Origin of the sequence: Sphingomonas phyllosphaerae FA2 (assembly GCF_000427645.1) — a bacterium.
GTDB lineage: Bacteria > Pseudomonadota > Alphaproteobacteria > Sphingomonadales > Sphingomonadaceae > Sphingomonas > Sphingomonas phyllosphaerae.
The window spans coordinates 3,237,306-3,258,379 of sequence record NZ_KE386571.1; the positions used below are offsets into that span (position 1 = coordinate 3,237,306).

The following is a 21,074-nucleotide window of genomic DNA, read 5'->3' on the forward strand; positions in this document are numbered from 1 at the left end:
GCGTCAGCGCCGCCGGATCGGGCGCATCGGGCGGAGCCGAACCGCGAGGCAGATGACGGTCGGCCAGAACAGGGTGTTGACGACGTCGGGGATCGTGTCCCACCAACGCCAGCTATGATAGTGGAGGCGATCGAGCACTTCGTTCGCCAGCTCCGCCGCCACCACCACCGATAGCGGGATGAACGTGCCGAGCGAGCGGCGCGTGACGATCCGCGCGATCATCAGCACCGCCATCCCGGCGTGGATGTGCAGGACCGTGTCGGTGGTACCGGTGCCGTCGCCGATCCAGTTGATGAAGCGGGCGTACAGCCCCGGTACGTCGGTCACCGGGTCACTTCTGGCAGGCGACGATCGCGGTCACGACGCTGATCGTCTCCTGCGGATCGCGGACCCGCACGCAGTCGACCCCCGCCTCGTGCGCGGGATAATCGTTGCCCCCCGGGAAGATCGCGTCGCCGATGAACAGCATCTCCGACAGATCGAACCCGCTCTCCTTGGCGAGCCGGCGCAGGCCATAGCCCTTGTCGACGCCTTCGCGGGTAATGTCGATCGAGGTCGCGCCGCCCATGTTGATCGCCAGCCCTGGCAGGCGTTTGCGCAGATCGGCCTGGATCACCTTGCGCTTGGCGAAGTCGGGATCCCAATGTTCCTTGGCCTCGATCGGCGCTTCCTGCCCGAGCGCGGAGAAGGTGATCTGGCTGCCGCGATCCTCGATCCGCTCGCCCCAGGTCTGTTCGGGGACGAAGCCGGTCGCCTCAAGCGATTCACCGAACGCGGTGATGATCTTCTGCTTCTCGGCGTCGTCGAACAGTTCGGCATAGACCGTCTGCCACGCACCGTCCTTGTGGACATACAGCTTGGTGCCGGTGGTCGGCATCAGCCACAGCCGTGCGCGATCGGCGCGTTCGGGCAGGCGGCTGGCGACCTGTTTCTCGAACTGCGGCCAGTCGCCGCCCGAGATCACCGCAACGTCGGCGACCGTCAGCAGATCGGCCAAAGTCTCGCCCATATCGTCCTTCAGCGGTTGCTTGCTGAGCGCGAGCGTGCCGTCGAGGTCGAAGGCGACGAGCTTCTTCATTCGGTATCTCCGGTGCGCAGAATAATCGTTTCGATGGCGTGCGCTACGCCATCTTCGTCGTTTGCGCGAGTGGTGGTGTGTGCCTTCGCCTTCACCGCGTCGGGCGCGTTGCCCATCGCGATCGACAGGCCCGCGCGCGCCAGCATCGGCAGGTCGTTGGCCTGATCGCCGATCGCGGCGGTGTCGGCGAGATCGACATCCAGCGCCCTGGCGAGCGCGGCGATGCCGTCGCCTTTGTTCGCGGCCAAAGCGGTTACGTCGAGATAATAGGTTTGCGACTGTGCGACGGTCGCGTCGGTGCCGTAGCGGGCGTTGACGCGTTCGTAGAGTGATCGGAGCGCGGCCTCGTCATCGCTGACGAAGGTGATCTTGTCCGCGTGGTCGAGCAGGTTGTCGAACGAGGCCACGAAAACCGGTTCCTGCGCGCTGCTGCGGCGCTCGCTTTGCGTGTGCGGGCCATCGCCGTTGCTGGCAAACCATTGATCGTCGGCGAAGACCCAGGTGTCGACGCCGTCCGCCATCGCCATGACGCCGCCCGCGACGTCCGCCGGGATCGTGACGTGGCTGACGATCGTGCCGTCGCGGCGGAACACGATCCCGCCGTTGAACGCCGCGACGTCGCCGTCCAGCCCAAGCGGTTCGAGCAGCGGGCGAATTCCCGACATCGGTCGCGCGCTGATGACCGTGAAGCCGACCCCCGCCCCGCGCAGCCGGTCGACGGCGGCGATCGTGGCGGGGGTGAGGTTCTTGTCCTTGTCGACCAAGGTGCCGTCGAGATCCGACACCAGCAGGCGGATCGCCATTACTGCGGCATCTCGACATGGCCGCCGAAGCCGAAGCGCATCGCCGACAGGACCTTTTCACCAAAGGTATGTTCGACGCGGCTGCGGTAGCGTGCGAACAGCGCGGTGGTGAGGACGTTGGCCGGCACCGCCTCCTCCATCGCCGCCTCGATCGTCCACTGGCCCTCGCCCGAATCGGCGACGTTGCCGCTGAACTTCTCGAGCTTGCCATCGGCGGTGAGTGCGTCGGCGGTGAGGTCGAGCAGCCACGACGAGATCACGCTGCCGCGCCGCCACACTTCGGCGACGTCGGCGAGATCGATGTCATAGCGTTGATCTTCGGGCAGCTTTTCGGAAGCTTTGCCCTTCAGAATGTCGAAGCCTTCGGCATAGGCCTGCATCAGCCCGTATTCGATTCCGTTGTGGACCATCTTCACGAAATGGCCCGCACCGGCCGGGCCGGCGTGGATGTAGCCGTTCTCGGCGCGGGGGTCGGTATCGTCCTTGCGCCCGACGGTGCGGGGAATGGTGCCCATGCCGGGGGCCAGGGCAGCGAAAATCGGGTCAAGATCTTTGACGACGTCCTTGGGTCCGCCGATCATCATGCAATAGCCGCGTTCCAGCCCCCAGACGCCGCCCGAAGTGCCGACGTCCACGTAGTGGATGCCCTTTTCGGCGAGCGCCTTGGCGCGGCGAATATCGTCCTTGTAGAAGCTGTTACCGCCGTCGATCACCACATCGCCGGCGCTGCCGCCGGCGGCGATCTGGTCGACCATCCCGTCGGTGATCTCGCCATGCGGGAGCATCACCCACCAGATCGCCGGACTGCCCGCCTTGGCGCGCGCATCGTCGACCGAAGAGGCGGCGATCGCGCCATCGGCGACAAGCTTTTCAACGGCTTGTGCGTCACGATCGAAGGCGACGATCTCGTGCCCGGCCCTCATCAGGCGGCGTGCCATGTTGCCGCCCATTCGGCCGAGGCCGATCATCACCAGTCGCATTGCAAACTCCCTCGCTGGCCGCTTAATCACCCGACCATGCGTCAGGTTCCGCTGGCGCAACAACCCCTGGGAGCGCCCGCGCGTTGCATCGGCCCCGCTTGCTCATCGTCTTCGGGACACGACCGGAGGCGATAAAGATGGCGCCGGTGATCGCCGCGTTGCGCGATCGGCCGCAAATTACCACGCGCGTGCTGGCGACGGGGCAGCATACGATGCTGTTGACGCAGGCGTTGGACGCGTTCGGGATCGTTCCGGACGCGAACCTGTCACTTACGCGCGAAGGCGGATCGCTCGATGCCGCGCTGGCGCAATTGCTGGTCGGGATCGGCTGCGCGATCGAATGCGAGCGACCGCAGCGGGTGGTGGTGCACGGCGACACGCTGACGACCCTGGCCGCCACGTTGTCCGCTCATCTGCGCGGGATCCCGGTGGCGCATGTCGAGGCGGGGTTGCGGAGCGGCGACCTGTCCGCGCCGTGGCCCGAGGAGGGCAGCCGGCGGGTCGCCGGGGTGCTGGCCGACCTGCACTTCGCGCCGACCGCGGCGGCGGTGGCGGCGTTGCGCGCGGAGAACGTGCCGGAGGCGGCAATCCACCTGACCGGGAACACGGCGGCCGATGCGCTGTGCGCCATCCGCGCGCGGATCGCGGCGGAACCGGCGTTGACCGCTGCGATCGAGCCGGTGCTGGCCCGCTTCAAGGCCAAGCGGATCGTAACCGTCACCGTGCACCGGCGCGAGAATTTCGGTGCGCCGTTGCGCGGGATCGCGGAGGCGATCGCGCGGCTCGCGAGGCGGGAGGACATCGGGGTCGTGGTGCCACTGCATCCGAATCCGGCGGTGGCGGCGCCGCTGGCCGCGCGGCTCGACGGATGCGACCGCGTCGCGTTGATCCCGGCGCTCGATTATCCGGCGTTCGTGTGGCTGATGGCGGCGAGCGCGCTGATCCTTACCGATTCCGGCGGCGTGCAGGAGGAAGCCCCCGCGCTGGGCGTGCCGGTGCTGGTGCTGCGCGATCTGACCGAGCGGCGGGAGGGCGTGGTGGCCGGGGGCGTGCGGGTGGTGGGGACCGAGGCCGCGCGCATCGTCGCCGCGGCGGGCGAGGTGCTCGACGATGCGCATGCCTATGCCGCGATGGCGGTAGCGCGCGATTGCTATGGCGACGGACAGGCGGCGCGGCGGATCGCCGACGTCCTGCTGGCTACGATGACGGGTAACATGGGTTGAGCCATCGCGACCCCAAGCTTTTCTGCGGTTGCCCCGGGCAGGGGCATCGGCGCAGGTATGGCCGATGAACGGGGGCAGGCAGCTTTGGACCTACTGAGCACGCTGGCCGGATTTCTGGTCGGCACGATCGTCGGGCTGACCGGGGTCGGCGGCGGATCGCTGATGTCGCCGCTGTTGATCCTGCTGTTCGGGGTCGCGCCGACGACGGCGGTCGGCACCGATCTGTGGTTCGCGGCGATCACCAAGATCGTCGGCGGGACGATGCACCACCGCCAGAACAACGCCGACTGGGCGATCGTCAAGCGACTGTGCTGGGGCAGCCTGCCGGCGGTGGCGATCACCTTGTGGTGGCTGTCGAGCCATGGGCACAAGGCCGAGAGCAACGGGCTGATCGTGCGGGTGCTGGGGGTGACGTTGGTCATCTCCGCGCTGCTGACGCCGTTCCGCGCGACGCTGGCGCGGCGGTTCGCGCGCGCCGAGGGGGCGCGGACCGAGGCGCTGTTGCGCTGGCAGCCGCTGCTGACCGCGGCGGCGGGGGCGTTGCTGGGGACGTTGATCACGCTGACGTCGGTGGGGGCGGGGGCGCTGGGAGCGACGTTGCTGCTGATGCTGTATCCGTTCCGGCTGAACGCCAAGCGGCTGGTGGGAACGGATATTCTGCACGCGGTGCCGGTCGCGCTGATCGGCGGGATGGGGCACGCGGTGATCGGGAACATCAATCTGCCGCTGCTGGGGTCGTTGCTGCTCGGGTCGGTGCCGGGGGTGATCCTCGGCGCGAAGCTGACCGACCGGTTGCCCGAGCGGGTGGTGACGCCGGCGCTGGCGGTGGTGTTGCTGATCGTCGGGGTGCGGTTGTTGATGTAGAGTTTGGGTTCGTCATCAAGCGTTGACTTGCTCCGTTTGACCGCCCCGGCGGAAGCCGGGGCCCAGTTGGGAGACGCTGGTGATGCCTGCTGCGCTTCGTTTCGTCAGCCTTCTCAACTGGGCCCCGGCGTTCGCCGGGGTGGAAGCTCGGGCATGAGGCGCGGCCCCGGATCACGTCCGGGACGACGGGTTTGGGTAAGTTCAAGTCCGGTTTCTACACGATCGGCGCGGCGGAAGACGACGGCGGTTCAATCGTTGGAAGGGGCGATCGCAGCGCTATAACCGTAGGCGTCAGCAAGAAGCGGGATCCCGGATCAAGTCCGGGATGACGAAGGATTGAGGGGGTAGTGGCTGCGACGGTTCAGCCCAGCGCCGCCTTTACGCGGTCGGCGAGGCGGAGGATCGCGGCGTCGTGGATGCCGGCGGTGCTGACGAGCACGCCATAGGCGCGTGGGTCGGGCTTGTTGAACACCAGCGGCGCGCCGACCGCGTCGCTGACCGAGGCGCCCGCCGCGCTCGCCACCAGCACCGCGGCGGCGATGTCCCATTCGTTGCCCCAGCGCAGCGTTGCGACCAGATCGGCGTGGTCGGCGGCGACCATCGCGACGCGCAAGGCGATTGAGTTCGGTTTCTCGACCGCGGTCAGGTCGCGATCGACCTTGGGCAGCGCGTCCACCGGGACGCGCGCGCCGGGCAGCGACTCGCGTCCCCCGGCGGTGACGCGGACGCCGTTGCGGGTCGCGCCGCCGGGCGCGGTGGCGCACCAAACTTCCTCGCGCGCGGGGGCGTCGAGTACGCCGATCACCGGGCGGCCGTCCTCGACCAGCGCGATCGACACGCACCAGCCGGTGCGCCCGCGGATATAGTCGCGCGTGCCGTCGATCGGATCGACCACCCAGACGCGGCGGCACGCCAGCCGGTCGGCGTTGTCGGCGGTTTCCTCCGACAGCCAGCCGGCGTCGGGGAGCAGAGCGCTCAGTCGGGCGCGGACCATCCGGTCGACGTCGAGATCGACCTCGCAGACCGGACTGCCCTCCGATTTCTCCCAGCGCGCGAAATCGGTGCGCCAGCGCGCGAGCGCCATTTGCCCCGCATCGCGCGCAACCGCGACGACCGCCTCGACCAGACCGGGGTCGGGGGCGAGAGCGGGGGCGGCGGCGTCAGCCACCGGCGACCGTCATGCCGTCGATGCGCAGCGTGGGCACGTTGACCCCCTGTCGGAAGACGAGATCGTTGGCGGGGGTGAGCGCACGGTACATGGCGAGCAGATTGCCCGCGATCGTGAAGCCGGCGACCGGCGCGACGATCTCGCCACCGCGGATCGCGAAGCCGGCCGCGCCGCGGCTATAGTCGCCGGTGACGGGGTTGACGCCCTGACCGATCAGCTCGGTGACGTAGATGCCGTCCTCGATATCCTCGATCAGCGTCGCGACGGGGACCTTGCCGGGTTCCATGTACAGGTTGCTGGTCGAGACGCCCGGCGCGCCGCCGATCCCGCGTGCGGCATGGCCGGTCGGCTCCAGCCCCAATTGCCGCGCCGAAGCGCTGTCGAGCAGCCAGCTTTCGAGCATGCCGTTTTCGATGATCGCGAGCGGCGAGACGGGAAGCCCCTCGCCATCGAACGGGCGCGAGCGCAGGCCGTGCGGGCGGTGCGGGTCGTCGCGGATCGTGACGCCGGGCGCGAACACCTCGGTGCCGAGCGAATCGAGCAGGAAGCTAGTGCGGCGGGTGATCGCACCGCCGGTGATCGCGCCGCTGAGATGACCGAGCAGGCTGGCGCCGACGCGCGGATCGAAGACGATTGGCATCGTTCCGCTGCGCGCCACGCCCGGATCGAGGCGGGCGACGGCACGCTCGCCAGCGAGCTGGCCGATCGCCTCGGGGGTGTCGAGATGCGCGAGGTGGCGGGCCGAGTGAAAGGCATAGTCGCGCTGCATCGCGCTGCCCTCGCCCGCGATCACGCTGGCCGAGACGCTGAACCCGGTGGTGGCGTAGCTGCCCGCGAAGCCGTGGCTGGTGGCGAGCGCCCAGACGCTTTCCGACGCCGAAGCGCCGCCGCCCTCGCTGTTGGTGACGCCGTCGACCGCGCGCGCAGCGTCCTCGGCGCGCAGCGCGGCGGTGCGGAGCTGTTCGGGGGTGCAGGCGTGGCGGTCGGCGAGGGCGAGCGCGGGCGGCGCGCCGTGGAGCAGACGCTCCTGCGGGGCGAGCCCGGCCCAGCGATCCTCGGGGGCCTCGCGCGCCATCGCGACCGCGCGTTCGACCAAAGCGTCCATCGCGGCGGACGACAGGTCGGAGGTCGAGACGCTGGCCGAGCGGCTGCCGACGAAGACGCGCAGGCCGAGGTCCTCGCCCTCCGAGCGGCCGACATCCTCGAGCTTGCCGAGCCGGACCGAGACGTCGGTCGAGGCATTGGCGGCGAACACCGCGTCGGCGGCGTCGGCTCCGGCGGCGGTGGCGCGGCGGACGATGTCGTGGGCGCGATCCTGCGCCTGGGAGGGAGTCAGCATGACGTCGACTTAGGGGCGAAAGGTTGCGGTTGCCATATCGCGGAGAACGTCGCGGCGACGTTATTGGATGCGCGTGCCGACGACGAGGCAGGCGAGGAACATCAGCAGCCCGGCGGTGCGATTGCTGCGGAAACGGTCGAGCGCGCCTTGGCCGTCGTCGTCGCGCAAGGTCGCGACCTGCCAGAACAGGTGGAGCGCGAGCGGGGCGAGCGCGGCGAGGATCAGCGGATCGGCGCGCACTTGCCATAGCGCCGCGGCCCAGAGCGCGAGCGCGAGCGCGTAGCAGATGCTAACCCCGGCGCGGACGTGGCGGCCGAGCGCGAGCGCCGAGGAGCGGATGCCGACCAGCGCATCGTCCTCGCGGTCCTGCAGCGCGTAGATCGTGTCATAGCCGACCACCCAGAAGATCGTGCCGGCGTAGAGCGTCAGGCCGGGGAGCGTGAGCGCGCCCCATGTCTCGGTCCAGCCGACCAGCGCCGCCCACGAAAACACCAGCCCGAGCCACGCCTGCGGCCACCAGGTGATGCGCTTCATGAACGGATAGGCGGCGACCGGCGCGATTGCGGCGAGCGAGACGAGCGCGGCGGGCAGGTGCAGCTGAAGCAGCACGACCAGCCCGATCAGGCAGAGCGCGAGCAGGAACGCCCAGGCCGCCTTCGCCGAGACCGCGCCGCTGGCGAGCGGGCGGCTGCGGGTGCGCGCGACGCTGGCATCGAGATCGCGGTCGACGATGTCATTGTAGACGCAGCCCGCGCCGCGCATCGCGATGCTGCCGACGAGCAGCCACAGGATCAGCGGCCAGCGCTCGATGACGCCGCCGGCGAGCGCGACGCCCCACGCGCCGGGCCAGAACAGCAGCCACCAGCCGATCGGCCGGTCGAAGCGCGCCAGCGACGCGAACAGCCGCGCGCGCGGCGGAAGGAGCGACAGCAGGCCGCGGTGCTGGGTGTCGGGGACGATGTCGGTCACGTCGCCTCGATAGCGGGGGATGGGGCGGGCGTCAGCGGCTATCGTGCGTGCGGGCGGTGAGTCCTTCTCACCTCCGCCCTCTCATTCGTCGCCTCGGACTTGATCCGGGGCCCCGCTTCTTCTTGTTCTTGGCGGACGACGTAAAGAAAAAGCGGGATCCCGGATCAAGTCCGGGATGACGGGTGGGGTGGCTTTTCCGCCTAAACCCGGCCGCGCCGCGTGACGGAAGTATGTGGGTGGCCGGTTCACGCCACCGTCAACCGCGCCTACATACAACGACACCGGTTTCGTAAGGATCGTGCGTATGTTGACCCTTCTCGCAATGCTCGTCGCCGCTGCCACCGATCCGCTGGCGGGGACGTGGCGCAATGCGGCCGACAGCGTGCGGATCCGTGTCGCGCCGTGCCGCGGCGAGCCGGGCATGTGCGGCACCGTGGTGTCGGCGAGCGACAAGGCCAAGGACGATGCCGCGGCGGGCGGGACCGAGCGGCTGGTCGGCACGTCGCTGTTCCGCGGGTTCGAGCGCGATGGCGACGGGACGTGGGCGGGGACGGTGTTCGTCCCCGACATCGGGCGCGAGGTCGACGGCACGTTGCAGCTCGACGGGCGCGATACGCTCGTGGCGCAGGGGTGCCTGTTCGCGGGCTTCGGGTGCAAGGAGCAGCGCTGGACCCGCGTCGCGCGCAAGTGATCCATCTGTCGGTCGCGATCGGCCGGTTTTTCGAGGCGCTGTTCTATGCCATCCTGCGCGTCGCCGGGGTGGTGACGGGCGTGGTGCTGGTCGTCGCGCTGGCGGGGGCGCTGTTGTTCCTGATCGCGCGCCTGTTGATCGGACGGGGAAGGAAGAAATGATGGGGGCGGTGCCCGCCTGGCCGCCGCGCTCGACGCCGCGGCTGTTCGTCGAGACGGCGCTGTCGCCGGGGCCGCTGGCCCTGTCAGGGCCGCAGGCGCATTATCTGGTGTCGGTGATGCGCACCAAGGTGGGCGACCCGGTCAAATTGTTCGATGACGCCAGCGGCGAATGGCTGGCGGTGGCGAGCGCGGTCGGCAAGCGCGACCTGACGCTCGACGTGCAGGAGCGGTTGCGCGAGCGCGAGGCGGTGCCCGATCTGTGGCTGGTCGCCGCGCCGCTCAAGAAGGGGCGCGTCGACTGGATGGCGGAGAAGGCGTGCGAGCTGGGCGTCGCGCGGCTGGTGCCGGTGGTGACGCGGCGGACGGTGGTCGACAAGCCGAACACCGAGCGGCTGCGCGCGCATATGATCGAGGCGGCCGAGCAATGCGGGCGTACCGCGGTGCCGGAAGTGACGGAAATGGTGAAGCTGCCGGCGTTGCTGCGCGACTGGCCGGCGGACCGCGCGCTGTTCTTCGCCGACGAACTGGGGGGCGAGCCGGCGGCGGTGGCGATGCGCGAACGGCGGGGGCCGGCGGCGGTCCTGATCGGCCCGGAAGGCGGGTTCGACGACGAGGAACGCGCCGCGATCCGCGCGCATCCGGCGGCGATCGGCATCGCGCTGGGGCCGCGGATCCTGCGCGCCGATACCGCGGCGGCGGCGGCGATCGCGGTGTGGATGGCGGTCGCCGGCGACTGGTGACCCGGCTTTACCCATCACAACCCGATCCGCTCTAGCGCCGGTGTTCATCGCGGCGTAAGGCGCGGCCATGACGACCAAGACGGTTTCGGACACGCCAGCAGCGACCATCGAATCGCGCGACGCCCTGATCGCGCGCTTCGCGAGCGGCGAGAAGCCCGCGGAGCGCTGGCGGATCGGGACCGAGCACGAGAAGTTTGTCTATGCCACCGGCGATCATCACGCGCCGTCCTATGACGAGGCGGGCGGAATTCGCGCGCTGCTGGGCGAGCTGGAGCAGCATGGCTGGCAGCCGGTGGTGGAAGGCGGCAACGTCATCGCGCTGAGCGGCGCGGACGGGTCGGTCAGCCTCGAACCCGCCGGGCAGTTCGAGCTGTCGGGCGCGCCGCTGGAGAATTTGCACCAGACCTGTGCGGAGACCGGGCGGCATCTGGCGCAGGTGAAGGCGGCGGGCGAGAAGCTGGGGATCGGCTTCCTCGGGCTCGGCATGTGGCCCGACAAGACGCGCGCCGAGCTGCCGATCATGCCCAAGGGCCGGTATGCGATCATGCTGCGCCACATGCCGCGCGTCGGCACGATGGGGCTCGACATGATGCTGCGCACCTGCACGATCCAGGTGAACCTGGATTATGCCAGCGAAGCCGACATGGTGAAGAAGTTCCGCGTCGGGCTGGCGCTGCAGCCGCTCGCCACCGCGCTGTTCGCCAATTCGCCTTTCACCGAGGGCAAGCCCAACGGCTTCCTGAGCTATCGGAGCCATATCTGGTCGGACACCGACCCGGCGCGGACGGGGATGCTGCCGTTCGTGTTCGAGGATGGCTTCGGGTACGAGCGCTATGCCGAGTACATGCTCGATGTGCCGATGTACTTCGTCTACCGCGACGGGCGCTACATCGATGCGGCGGGGCTGAGCTTCCGCGACTTCCTGCGCGGCGAGCTGTCGGTGCTGCCCGGCGAGAAGCCGACGATCACCGATTGGGACGATCATCTGTCGACCGCCTTCCCCGAGGTGCGGCTCAAGACCTTCCTCGAGATGCGCGGCGCGGACGGTGGTCCGTGGAACCGGATCTGCGCGCTGCCGGCGTTCTGGGTCGGGCTGTTGTATGACGGCGTCGCGCTGGATGCTGCGTGGGATCTGGTGAAGCACTGGACGCTCGACGAGCGGCAGGCGCTGCGCGACGCGGTGCCGAAGCTGGGGCTGTCGGCGCCGATCCCCGGTGGCGGGCAGTTGCGCGACATCGCGGCGGCGGTGCTCAATATCGCGCATGGCGGGCTGAAGGCGCGCGCGCGGGTTAGCGCGGCGGGCGAGGACGAGACCGGGTTCCTGGAGCCGCTGCGCGAGATCGTGCGCGCGGGGAAGGTGCCGGCGGAGCGGTTGCTCGACCTGTACAACGGCGCGTGGGGCGGGGATTTGTCGCGCGTTTATCGTGAGGCGAGTTTCTGAGCGCCTCATCGTCCGGGATGTGAGCCGGAACGACGCTGCTGCCATAGCCGGCTGGCCCACAACGACAGGTCGAGCACAACGTTCGTCATTGCGAGCGTAGCGAAGCAATCCAGGGCGTCCTGGTCCGGCTCTGGATTGCTTCGCTACGCTCGCAATGACGGGTAACGTAGAGGTTATCGGGTCTCAAAGAGGCAGCGGGGCCCCGGCTCGAGGCCGGGGCGACGGCGAACCTATTCCGCGTGGGGCCAGCCTGCCGCGTCCCAGCGGAGCCGCTGGATGCGAAGCGTCGGGATGCCGTTCCGCTGTGTATCGTAGGCGTGGTAGACGATACGGTCGCCGTCGGGGCCTTGCAGGATCGCATTGTGGCCCCGCCCGACATAGCGGCTGCCACTGCCCTGACCCGAGGCGAGCACCGGGGTGCCGCCGCCCTTGAGCATCGGCGTGCCGGCGCGATCGAGGTAGGGGCCGGTCGGCGCGGCCGCGCGGCCGACGACGGTGTTGTAGCTGCTCTTCGCACCGCGACAGCAGAAGTCGAACGAGACGAACAGGTAGTAATAGCGCCCGTGGCGGATCACGAACGGCGCCTCGATCGCGCCGGGCGACGGGCGTCTCGCGAGGCTGTGCATGGGCGTGCCCGGTTGCCGCAGCCCGGTGGCGGGGTTTAGCGCAATCAGCTTGATCCCGCTCCAGAAGCTGCCGAACGCCAGCCATTGCTTGCCCTCAGCGTCGGTGAAGGCGGCCGGGTCGATCGCGTTATAGTCGCCGCCGGCGGCGGATTCGACGACCGGGCCCTTGTCGACCCAGTTGGCGGCGGGCGCTTCGGGGTCGAGCCGGCGCGCGGTGGCGAGGCCGATCGCCGAGCGGTTCTTCCCGAAGGTCGATAGTGAATAATAGAGGCGATATTCGTCGCCGGCTTTGGTGATGTCGGGCGCCCACATGCCGGCGCTGCCGGGGACGTGCTTGCTCGCCCACACCGGGAGTGCGGGAAAGGACGCGCCGCGCAGCGTCCAGTGGGTGAGGTCGGTCGAGGTGCGGAGCGGGATCAGACCGTCGCGGCTGCGGACGTGGCCGGTGACGAAGAGGTAGTAGGTGCCGTTGTCGGCGATGATCGCCGGGTCGTGGACGGGGGTGAGGTCGCCGGTCAGCGGCGGCGGGACGGTCGCAGCGGGGATGGTGGCGAGCAGGAGCAGCGCGCCAGCGCTGCGGAGAAACGTGCGCATCGGGGGGACTCCTGCGGAGATGCAGACACGATCTGCAATACTCATACAATAATTGGCTTCCCCGTCACCCCGGACTTGATCCGGGGTCCCGCGTCTTGCCAGCGTCCAAGAAGAAAGTGCGGCCCCGGATCAAATCCGGGGCGACGGGAGGAGCTATGCCCGAATATCCTACGCTCCGCGCGGGAGCGGGCCGTTGGCGACCGGTGGGTCGAACTGCGGGACGCCGGCCGCATCGTAGCGGATCGGCTGGACGCGGGTGTGGCGATTGGGGTCGAACAGCGGGTCGCCGACGATCTTCTCGTAGTCGCGCGCGTGGAAGACCAGCATGTCGCGCCCGCGCTCGTCGATGGTGAAGCTGTTGTGGCCGGGGCCAAAGATCTTGTGCGCCCGCGAAGTCTTCATCACCGGCTCGGGCGATTTGGTCCATACCGCCGGGTCCATGATGTCGGCGTCGTCGCGCGCGGTGAGCATCCCCAGACAGTAACGCGCATCGGTGGCGCTGGCCGAATAGGTCATGAACAACCGGCCGTTGCGCGCAAGCAGCGCGGGTGCCTCGGCGACCTTGAAGCCGCGGATTTCCCACGGCAATTCGGGGATCGTCAGCCGCGTCGGCTTCGCCGCGAACGTCAGCGGGGTGGCAAGCGGGGCGAGATAGAGGTTCGAGTTGGTGTCGATCCCTTCCTCGCGCTGCGCCCACGCCAGATAGCGCCGGCCGCGGTGGACGAAGCTGGTCGAATCGAGATTGAAGCTGTCCCACGGCGTCTGGAGCTGGCCGAGCACCGTCCATTTGCCGGTCATCGGATCGGCCCCATCGCAGACCACCGCATGCGTGCGGATGCGGAACACGTCCTCGCCGCCGCCGCTGGGGCCGGCGGCGAAATACATGATCCACTTGCCGTCGATCAGGTGCAGCTCGGGTGCCCACAGGAAGCCGGACAGCGGGCCGGTCTTCTCGTGCCGCCACAGCACCTTCTCGGTCGCGGTCGTCAGGCCCGCGATCGTCTTCGAGCGGCGCAGCACCAGCCGGTCATATTCGGGCACCGAGCCGGTCATGTAATACCAGCCGTCGGTGTGGCGGAACACCTGTGCGTCGGCGCGCTGGCGGACCAGGGGGTTGACGATGGTGCCGGCCCCCGCGCGGGTGCGGGCCAGCGCGGGGGCGGCGGCAAGCGCCGCGCCCCCGGCCACGAACAGGCGGCGTGAGACCCGCGACAGGTCGTCCGTCATCAGTTCAGGTCCAGCATGACCACCGACTTGGCCGGCAGCGTGACGGTGAGCTGCCCGCCGTTCAGCTGCGCGCCGTTGAAGGCGACGGGAACGACGGCGTTGGGCTGCTCGAAGGTGTTGAGCGAATTGACCTTCGGCCCGGTCAGGATCGTGCCGCCGACGCGCGACGCATTGACCCCGGTCAGCGTCGTCGTGACGGTGATCGTGCGGTTCGGATCGGCATTGGCGAGCGCGACGTGCGTCACGCCGGCCTTGTCGCGGACCGCCGAGGCGCTGACCGCCGGTATCGTCCACTGCTCCTTGTTGTACCACGGCGACTTGATGTCGATCGGCAGCACCGTGCCGTCCATATACGGCTTGTACATCTTGAAGACGTGATAGGTCGGCGTCAGCACCATCTTGTTGCCGTCCGTCAGGATCATCGCCTGCAGCACGTTCACCATCTGCGCGATTGCGGTCATCTTCACACGATCGGCATGCTTGGCGAAGATGTTGAGGTTGATCGCGGCGACCAGCGCGTCACGAAGCGAGTTCTGCTGGCGCAGGAAGCCGGGGTGCGAGCCCGGATCCTGATCGTACCAGGTGCCCCATTCGTCGACCGCCAGATACACTTTCTTCTGCGGATCGTACTTGTCCATGATCGCGCTGTGCTTCGCGATCAGCTCCTCCATCTTCCACGTCTTGGCGAGGGTGAGCGCCCAGTCGTTTTCGTCGAAGTCGCTCGCCGAGCCCTTCTTGTTCCAGTCGCCGGGCACCGTGTAGTAATGGAGCGAGATGCCGTCGAGCATCCCGCCCGTTTCGCGCATCATCACCTCGGTCCAATTGTAATCGTCAGCGTTGGCGCCCGAAGCGATCTTCTCGATCTTGGTGCCGGCCGGCGCCTTGACGAAGGTGGCGTAGCGGCGCGTCACGTCGGCGGCATATTCCGGCTTCATGTTGCCGCCGCAGCCCCACAGTTCGTTGCCGATGCCGAAATAGGGCAGCTTCCACGGTTGCTTGCGGCCATTCTTCGCACGCTCGTCCGCGAGCGACCCGGCGGGGGAGGTGATGTACTCGACCCACTCGGCCATTTCCTGCGGCGTGCCATTGCCGACGTTGCCCGAGATATAGACGTCGGCGCCGATCTGCTCGGTCACGTCCATGAACTCGTGCGTGCCAACGGTGTTGGGCTCGGTGACGCCGCCCCAATGGGTGTTGATCTTGACCGGACGCTTGTTCTTCGGCCCGACCCCCTCGCGCCAGTGATATTCGTCGGCGAAGCAGCCGCCCGGCCAGCGGATGACCGGGGTGCCGAGGTCGCGGAGCGCGCCGACCACGTCGTTGCGGAAGCCGCGCGTGTTCGGGATCTTGCGGTCGTTGCCGACCCACAGCCCGCCATAGATGCCGTTGCCGAGATGCTCGGCGAACTGGGTGAAGATGCGCTTGTCGTAGACCGGACCCGGCGTGTCGCCGCGCACCGCGAGCGTCGCGGATTCTGCTGTGACCGCGGGGGCGTCCTGCGCGGTGGCGGGCGCGAGTGCGGCGCACCCGATGGCCAGCGCTCCGGCATAAGCGAACAGACGTGCCTTCATCCTATCCTCCCGAAAGAAGCGAGGTCGGGGCATTGCCCACCTCACTGTTTTTGCTCATTACTCGGACATTAGGTTTGGGTTACGGGCATTGCAACGACCATTTGCCGCGCGGCGTGCGCTTGCCACGGCGCATTAAAGCAGGTCACAAAGGAGAGGTGATGGCGGATCGGGAGAGCGGCGTGCCGCAGCAGGAGAGCGATGCGCCGGCAGCCGGCGTCGAGACGCCGGAGACGGCGCGCGCATCGGTGCGCGGGACCGGGCGGCGGCTGCATGGCGCGATCGCGCACAAGCTGGGCACCGCGATCGTCTCCGGCGAATATTTGCCTGGCGACACGCTGTCGGGCGAGGTCGCCTTCTCCGAGGCGCTCGACGTGTCGCGCAGCGCGTATCGCGAGGCGATGCAGGTGCTCGCGGCCAAGGGGCTGGTCGAGAGCCGGCCCAAGGCGGGGACGCGCGTGCTGCCGCGCGAGCGCTGGAACCTGCTTGACCCGGATGTGCTCGCCTGGGCGTTCGCCGGCGCGCCCGACGTGCAGTTCGTCCGTGCGCTGTTCGAGTTGCGCGCGATCGTGGAGCCGGCGGCGGCGGGGCTGGCGGCACAGCGCCGCGACAAGGCCGACCTGAAGGCGATGAAGGACGCGCTGGCGGCGATGCGGCGGCACACGCTGGCGACCGAGGCGGGGCGCGCGGCCGACAAGGACTTCCACAATGCGGTGCTGCGCGCGACGCGCAACGATGCGTTGATGGTGCTGAGCGCGAGCATCGGCGCCGCGATCCACTGGACGACGCAGTTCAAACAGCGCGCGCGGGCGCTGCCGCGCAACCCGATCCCCGACCATGTCCGCGTCCACGACATGATCGCCGCCGGGGATGTGGTCGGCGCGACCGCGGCGATGCGGACGCTGGTCGACCTCGCGCTGGAGGATACGAAGTCGGCGATGGAGGGATAGGCGCGCGGGCCGAAGACGCTGGCGATCCGCGCAGGCTTCTGCCACGGAGCAGTGATGATTCCGTTTGCGTTGCTCCTGCTCGCCGCGGCCCCGGTGCAATATACGCCGCAGGACGGCGACATCACCGTCCGCGCCCCGCTGCCCGCCACTCCGCAGACCCCTGCGACGATGGTGGTCGAGCCGGTGGCGATGATGATCGCCGCCTGCGACCGCGACGGCGACGCGAAGGTCGAACGCTATGAGCTGGAGGAATGCGTCGCCGCGTCGCTGGCGGCGTTCGATCCGAACAAGACCGGCAAGCTGCGCTATATCGCCTTCGGCGACTGGGCGCTGCGCTATCTGGGTGATCGCGCCGCGCTGCCGAGCCCGTATGAGGTCGATCGCGACAACGACGGCGAGGTGACGCTCGCCGAGTTGCAGGACCATTTCTCGCGATTGTTCGCGCGGTATGACCGGGACGGCGATCATGCGATCAGCCGGGCCGAGCTACTGACGTATCGCACGATGCCGGTCGATGCGCGCGGGCCGACCGCGGGACGACGGCCGGAGAAGAAGGACGACGCACCCGGAGCCGATACGAAGCGGCGCGGAGGACGGCGATGACGCGGTTCGCGTTCGAGATCGCCGCGACCGACGGCGCGGCGCGCACCGGCACGATCACGATGCAGCGCGGCGTGATCCGCACGCCCGCGTTCATGCCGGTCGGCACCGCCGCGACCGTGAAGGCGATGAAGCCCGGCGATGTCGAGCGCGCCGGCGCGGACATCATCCTGGGCAATACCTATCACCTGATGCTGCGCCCTGGTGCGGAGCGGGTCGCGCGGCTGGGCGGGCTGCATGGCTTCATGGGCTGGAACAAGCCGATCCTGACCGACTCCGGCGGCTATCAGGTGATGAGCCTGTCGGCGCTGACCAAGCGATCGGAGGAGGGCGTGGCGTTCGCGTCGCACCTCGACGGGACGCGGCACATGATCTCCCCGGAGCGCTCGATCGAGATCCAGCGGCTGCTGGGCAGCAACATCGTGATGGCGTTCGACGAACTGGTGCCGACCACCTCGACGCGCGAGGTGCAGGCGGCGGCGATGGAACGCTCGATGCGCTGGGCGAAGCGCAGCCGCGATGCGTTCGACAGCGGCGGCGATCATGCCGCGAACAATGCGATCTTCGGCATCCAGCAGGGCGCGCTCGACGAAGGGCTGCGCAAGGCGAGCGCCGATGCGTTGATCGATATCGGGTTCGATGGCTATGCGATCGGCGGGCTGGCGGTCGGCGAGGGGCAGGAAGCGATGTTCGGCTGCCTCGACTTCGCAACCGGGCAATTGCCGGTCGAACGTCCGCGTTACCTGATGGGAGTCGGCAAGCCGACCGATATCGTCGGCGCGGTCGAGCGCGGGGTCGATATGTTCGACTGCGTGATGCCGACGCGATCCGGGCGCACGGGGCAGGCGTTCACGCGAACCGGGCCGATCAACATCCGCAATGCGCGGTTCGCCGAGGATCAGGGGCCGCTCGACCCGGAATGCGCGTGCGCGGTGTGCACGACATGGAGCCGTGCCTATGTGCATCATCTGGTGCGGGCGGGCGAGATGCTGGGCGCGATGCTGATGACCGAGCACAATATCGCCTTCTACGAGGCGATGATGGCCGATCTGCGCGCCGCGATCGCCGAGGGGCGATTGGCGGCGTTCGCCAATGACTTCCGCGCGCGCTATGACGCGCCAAAAGGAGAGTGACGTGAGCGACGAGCAACCCAACGAGATCCTGGAAGCCGCCGCGGCCGCCAAGGCGCACGAGGAAGCCGGCGCGCCGGGCGCTGCCGCGCATCAGCGCAAGGGGCGGTGGCAGCCGGGCAAGACGTGGCTGGGGGTCGGGATCGGTTCGGCCGCGGTGGCGGCGGCGGTGCTGTTCGCGAACTCGCGGAAGGACGAGGGGAAGAAGTAAGCGCGGGACCGAGCTGAACGCTCACTCCCGGCCTTCTTCGTCGCCCCGGACTTGATTCGGGGCCCCGCTTTTTTGACCACCCGCAAGGAAGAAGCGGGGCCCCGGATCAAGTCCGGGGCGACGAAAATGAGAATACGTCATTGCGAGCGTAGCGAAGCAATGACGGAAGAGGGGGAGTTCGGCCGCCGGCGTGGGGGGCACGCCGGCGGCCCCGACTGTCCAGCCACGGGGCGACCCGAAGGGCTGTTCGGCCGGTACAAGGAGGAAGGGACCGGAACGCAGCCAAAACGGCCGCCGCCCGGTCCCTCCCAATTCTTCAATGGCTTGCTAGCCGATCAATCAGTGCGTGACCAGATCAAAACGATCCGCATCCATCACCTTGGTCCACGCGGTAACGAAGTCCGCGACGAACTTGTCCCTCGCGTCGTCGCAGGCATAGACCTCCGATAGCGCGCGCAGCTGCGAGTTGGAGCCGAACACCAGATCGGTGCGCGACGCGGTCCACTTCTGCTCGTGCGTCGTGCGATCGGTGCCGACGAACTCCTCGTCGCTCTCGTCGCTGACCTGCTTCCACGCGGTGTTCATGTCCAGCAGGTTGACGAAGAAGTCGTTGGTCAGCTGACCGACGCGCTTGGTGAACACGCCGTGCTCGCTGCCCTGCGCATTGGCGCCGAGCACGCGCAAGCCCCCGACCAGCACCGCCATCTCCGGCGCGGTGAGCCCGAGCAATTGCGCGCGGTCGACGAGCAGCTCCTCGGTCGGCACGTTGAACTTGACCTGCAGGTAGTTGCGGAAGCCGTCGGCCTTGGGCTCGAGCACGTCGAAGCTTTCGGCATCGGTCTGCTCTTCGAGCGCGTCGGCACGGCCCGGCGTGAACGGGACGGTCACGTCATGCCCGGCATCCTTCGCTGCCTTCTCGATCGCTGCGCTGCCGCCGAGCACGATCAGGTCGGCGATCGAGACCTGTTTGCCACCGGTCGCCGCGCCGTCGAAGTCGGCCTTCACCTGCTCGATCACGCCGAGCACGCGCGCGAGGTTTTCGGGGTCGTTGACCTCCCAATTGCGCTGCGGAGCGAAGCGGATGCGCGCACCGTTCGCGCCGCCGCGCTTGTCGGAGCCGCGATAGGTCGAGGCCGAGGCCCAGGCGGTCTTGACCAGATCCTGCACCGACAGGCGGTCGAGCAGCGTGGCCTTGAGCGATGCGACATCGGCGGCGTCGACCAGCGGGTGGGTGACCGCCGGGATCGGGTCCTGCCAGATCAGGTCTTCCTGCGGCACCTCGCTGCCGAGATAACGAAGCTTCGGCCCCATATCGCGGTGGGTCAGCTTGAACCACGCGCGCGCCCACGCGTCCGCGAAATAGGCGGGGTCGGCGCGGAATTTCTCCATGACCGCTCGGTACTTGGGGTCGACCTTCAGCGCCATGTCGGCCGACGTCATCATCGTCGGCACCTTCTTGCCCGGCGTGTGCGCTGCGGGGGCCAGCGTGTCATCGGGGTTGCCGACCGGCTGGAACTGATGCGCGCCGGCCGGGCTCTTCACGATCTCATATTCGTGGTCGAGCAGCATGTCGAAATAGGTCATGTCCCACGTCGTCGGGGTCGGCGTCCACGCGCCCTCGATCCCCGAGGTGATCGTGTGATCGCCCATACCGCTTTCGTGCGTCGACGCCCAGCCGAGCCCCTGCGACGCGATGTCCGCGCCTTCGGGCTCGCGGCCGACTAGCTTGGGATCACCCGCGCCATGCGCCTTGCCGAAGGTGTGGCCACCGGCGGTGAGCGCGGCGGTCTCTTCGTCGTTCATGCCCATGCGCGCGAACGTCTCACGCATGTCGCGCGCCGAGCCCATCGGGTTCGGGCAACCACCCGGACCTTCCGGGTTCACGTAGATCAGACCGTGCTGGATCGCGGCAAGCGGCGACTCAAGGGCAAGCCCGGCTTCCTCGTCAATGCGGGTCTGGCCGAGCCATTCCTCCTCGGTGCCCCAGTAGACGTCCTTCTCGGGCTCGAACACGTCCTCGCGTCCGCCGCCGAAGCCGAAGGTCGGACCACCCATCGATTCGATCGCGACATTGCCGGCGAGGATGAACAGGTCCGCCCAGCTGAGCGCGCGGCCGTACTTCTGCTTGATCGGCCATAGCAGGCGGCGCGCCTTGTCGAGATTGCCGTTGTCCGGCCACGAGTTGAGCGGGGCGAAGCGCTGCTGTCCGGCCGACGAGCCGCCGCGGCCGTCGCCGGTGCGGTACGTGCCCGCCGAATGCCAGGCCATGCGGATGAAGAACGGGCCGTAATGCCCGTAATCGGCCGGCCACCACGGCTGGCTGTCGGTCATCAGCGCGGTCAGGTCGGCCTTCACCGCCTTCAGGTCGAGCTTCAGGAACTCGGCGGCATAATCGAAGTCGTCGCCGAACGGATTGCCGCTCTTGCCCTGCTGGTGAAGGATGTCGATCGACAGCGATTCCGGCCACCAGTCCTTGGACGTGCGCCCCAGCAGGGTCCGCAACGCGGCGGGCTGCTTCTTCGGATCGTTGATCGGGCTACCTTCGGTGATGGCGTCCATGTCTCGTCTCCTCTCGCGACCGGTATCCGGTCTGCTGCTGCCGCTGCACGCGGGCGAACACGACCTTTCCCGCGATCTGTGACGATGGTGGTAGCGGAAGGAGATTGATCGGGAAAATGCGAAAAGTCGGACGGTATGATCGACGGCGTCGA

The 21,074-nt window shown here is 68.5% G+C and carries 20 protein-coding genes and 1 pseudogene; 10 read left to right on the plus strand and 11 right to left on the minus strand.

Going from position 1 to position 21,074, the window contains the following annotated elements:
- Window positions 1-3: 3 nt before the first annotated feature.
- From SPHPH_RS0115785 to gnd, 4 genes are read right to left on the minus strand one after another with little or no spacing between them, the layout of a single operon-like run.
- On the minus strand, window positions 4-327 hold the full coding sequence (locus tag SPHPH_RS0115785; protein ID WP_037488694.1) for a hypothetical protein: 324 nt from the start codon (window positions 325-327) through the stop codon (window positions 4-6).
- 4 nt (window positions 328-331) lie between these two features.
- The gene (locus SPHPH_RS0115790) at window positions 332-1,078 is read right to left on the minus strand and encodes an HAD-IIB family hydrolase (protein ID WP_028967570.1); all 747 of its coding nucleotides are present in this window, start codon (window positions 1,076-1,078) and stop codon (window positions 332-334) included.
- Complete coding sequence (locus tag SPHPH_RS0115795) at window positions 1,075-1,881, minus strand: Cof-type HAD-IIB family hydrolase (RefSeq protein WP_028967571.1); 807 nt, start codon at window positions 1,879-1,881, stop codon at window positions 1,075-1,077. The genes SPHPH_RS0115790 and SPHPH_RS0115795 overlap by 4 nt, the downstream gene beginning before the upstream one ends.
- A complete protein-coding gene (gene gnd / locus SPHPH_RS0115800) occupies window positions 1,881-2,861 on the minus strand; it encodes a phosphogluconate dehydrogenase (NAD(+)-dependent, decarboxylating) (RefSeq protein WP_028967572.1) in 981 nt (326 codons plus the stop codon). Before gnd ends, SPHPH_RS0115795 begins: the two co-directional genes overlap by 1 nt.
- Window positions 2,862-2,944: 83 nt before the next feature.
- Here gnd and wecB point away from each other — a divergent pair, with 83 nt between their 5' ends.
- Complete coding sequence (gene wecB, locus SPHPH_RS0115805) at window positions 2,945-4,084, plus strand: non-hydrolyzing UDP-N-acetylglucosamine 2-epimerase (protein ID WP_028967573.1); 1,140 nt, start codon at window positions 2,945-2,947, stop codon at window positions 4,082-4,084.
- An 84-nt stretch (window positions 4,085-4,168) separates the two neighbouring features.
- Window positions 4,169-4,948, plus strand: a complete 780-nt coding sequence (locus SPHPH_RS0115810; protein WP_028967574.1) for a sulfite exporter TauE/SafE family protein — start codon at window positions 4,169-4,171, stop codon at window positions 4,946-4,948.
- Between the two features lie 361 nt (window positions 4,949-5,309).
- Here the strand turns inward: SPHPH_RS0115810 and SPHPH_RS0115815 are convergent, their stop codons facing one another.
- From SPHPH_RS0115815 to ubiA, 3 genes are read right to left on the minus strand one after another with little or no spacing between them, the layout of a single operon-like run.
- Window positions 5,310-6,116, minus strand: a complete 807-nt coding sequence (locus SPHPH_RS0115815) for a 3'(2'),5'-bisphosphate nucleotidase CysQ (RefSeq protein ID WP_081668655.1) — start codon at window positions 6,114-6,116, stop codon at window positions 5,310-5,312.
- Window positions 6,109-7,455, minus strand: a complete 1,347-nt coding sequence (locus tag SPHPH_RS0115820; protein WP_028967576.1) for a TldD/PmbA family protein — start codon at window positions 7,453-7,455, stop codon at window positions 6,109-6,111. Before SPHPH_RS0115820 ends, SPHPH_RS0115815 begins: the two co-directional genes overlap by 8 nt.
- A 60-nt stretch (window positions 7,456-7,515) precedes the next feature.
- Window positions 7,516-8,424, minus strand: a complete 909-nt coding sequence (gene ubiA / locus SPHPH_RS0115825; RefSeq protein ID WP_037488701.1) for a 4-hydroxybenzoate octaprenyltransferase — start codon at window positions 8,422-8,424, stop codon at window positions 7,516-7,518.
- A 304-nt stretch (window positions 8,425-8,728) separates the two neighbouring features.
- Between ubiA and SPHPH_RS0115830 the strand changes: the two genes are divergently transcribed.
- From SPHPH_RS0115830 to SPHPH_RS0115845, 4 genes are all read left to right on the plus strand, one after another.
- A complete protein-coding gene (locus SPHPH_RS0115830; RefSeq protein WP_037488704.1) occupies window positions 8,729-9,115 on the plus strand; it encodes a DUF2147 domain-containing protein in 387 nt (128 codons plus the stop codon).
- Window positions 9,112-9,276 carry a hypothetical protein gene (locus tag SPHPH_RS21460; RefSeq protein ID WP_028967579.1) on the plus strand — a complete coding sequence of 55 codons (165 nt, stop codon included), beginning with the start codon at window positions 9,112-9,114 and terminating at the stop codon, window positions 9,274-9,276. Before SPHPH_RS0115830 ends, SPHPH_RS21460 begins: the two co-directional genes overlap by 4 nt.
- On the plus strand, window positions 9,276-10,016 hold the full coding sequence (locus SPHPH_RS0115840) for a 16S rRNA (uracil(1498)-N(3))-methyltransferase (protein ID WP_028967580.1): 741 nt from the start codon (window positions 9,276-9,278) through the stop codon (window positions 10,014-10,016). The genes SPHPH_RS21460 and SPHPH_RS0115840 overlap by 1 nt, the downstream gene beginning before the upstream one ends.
- 67 nt (window positions 10,017-10,083) lie before the next feature.
- Window positions 10,084-11,457 carry a glutamate--cysteine ligase gene (locus tag SPHPH_RS0115845; RefSeq protein ID WP_028967581.1) on the plus strand — a complete coding sequence of 458 codons (1,374 nt, stop codon included), beginning with the start codon at window positions 10,084-10,086 and terminating at the stop codon, window positions 11,455-11,457.
- Between the two features lie 230 nt (window positions 11,458-11,687).
- Here SPHPH_RS0115845 and SPHPH_RS0115850 read toward each other — a convergent pair whose 3' ends face one another.
- The 3 genes and pseudogenes from SPHPH_RS0115850 to SPHPH_RS0115860 all read right to left on the minus strand — a co-directional run bounded on the left by SPHPH_RS0115850 (window position 11,688) and on the right by SPHPH_RS0115860 (window position 15,475).
- Complete coding sequence (locus tag SPHPH_RS0115850) at window positions 11,688-12,677, minus strand: arabinan endo-1,5-alpha-L-arabinosidase (protein WP_028967582.1); 990 nt, start codon at window positions 12,675-12,677, stop codon at window positions 11,688-11,690.
- A 180-nt stretch (window positions 12,678-12,857) separates the two neighbouring features.
- Window positions 12,858-13,904 (minus strand): annotated as a pseudogene (locus SPHPH_RS19960) (glycoside hydrolase family 43 protein); the annotation flags it as partial.
- Window positions 13,904-15,475 (minus strand): alpha-N-arabinofuranosidase, encoded by a 1,572-nt coding sequence (locus SPHPH_RS0115860; protein ID WP_028967583.1) that lies wholly within the window; start codon window positions 15,473-15,475, stop codon window positions 13,904-13,906. The gene SPHPH_RS0115860 and the pseudogene SPHPH_RS19960, both read right to left, overlap by 1 nt.
- A 158-nt stretch (window positions 15,476-15,633) precedes the next feature.
- Here SPHPH_RS0115860 and SPHPH_RS0115865 point away from each other — a divergent pair, with 158 nt between their 5' ends.
- The 4 genes from SPHPH_RS0115865 to SPHPH_RS0115880 are packed head-to-tail and all read left to right on the plus strand — an operon-like array spanning window position 15,634 to window position 18,363.
- On the plus strand, window positions 15,634-16,422 hold the full coding sequence (locus tag SPHPH_RS0115865; protein WP_081668657.1) for a FadR/GntR family transcriptional regulator: 789 nt from the start codon (window positions 15,634-15,636) through the stop codon (window positions 16,420-16,422).
- A 54-nt stretch (window positions 16,423-16,476) separates the two neighbouring features.
- Complete coding sequence (locus SPHPH_RS0115870) at window positions 16,477-17,025, plus strand: EF-hand domain-containing protein (protein ID WP_028967585.1); 549 nt, start codon at window positions 16,477-16,479, stop codon at window positions 17,023-17,025.
- Window positions 17,022-18,155 (plus strand): tRNA guanosine(34) transglycosylase Tgt, encoded by a 1,134-nt coding sequence (gene tgt / locus SPHPH_RS0115875; RefSeq protein ID WP_028967586.1) that lies wholly within the window; start codon window positions 17,022-17,024, stop codon window positions 18,153-18,155. Before SPHPH_RS0115870 ends, tgt begins: the two co-directional genes overlap by 4 nt.
- Window position 18,156: 1 nt before the next feature.
- Entirely contained in the window at window positions 18,157-18,363 is a 207-nt protein-coding gene (locus SPHPH_RS0115880) for a hypothetical protein (protein ID WP_238303133.1), read from the plus strand.
- 339 nt (window positions 18,364-18,702) lie between these two features.
- Here SPHPH_RS0115880 and katG read toward each other — a convergent pair whose 3' ends face one another.
- Window positions 18,703-20,922 carry a catalase/peroxidase HPI gene (katG, locus tag SPHPH_RS0115885; RefSeq protein ID WP_028967588.1) on the minus strand — a complete coding sequence of 740 codons (2,220 nt, stop codon included), beginning with the start codon at window positions 20,920-20,922 and terminating at the stop codon, window positions 18,703-18,705.
- Between the last annotated feature and the right edge of the window lie 152 nt (window positions 20,923-21,074).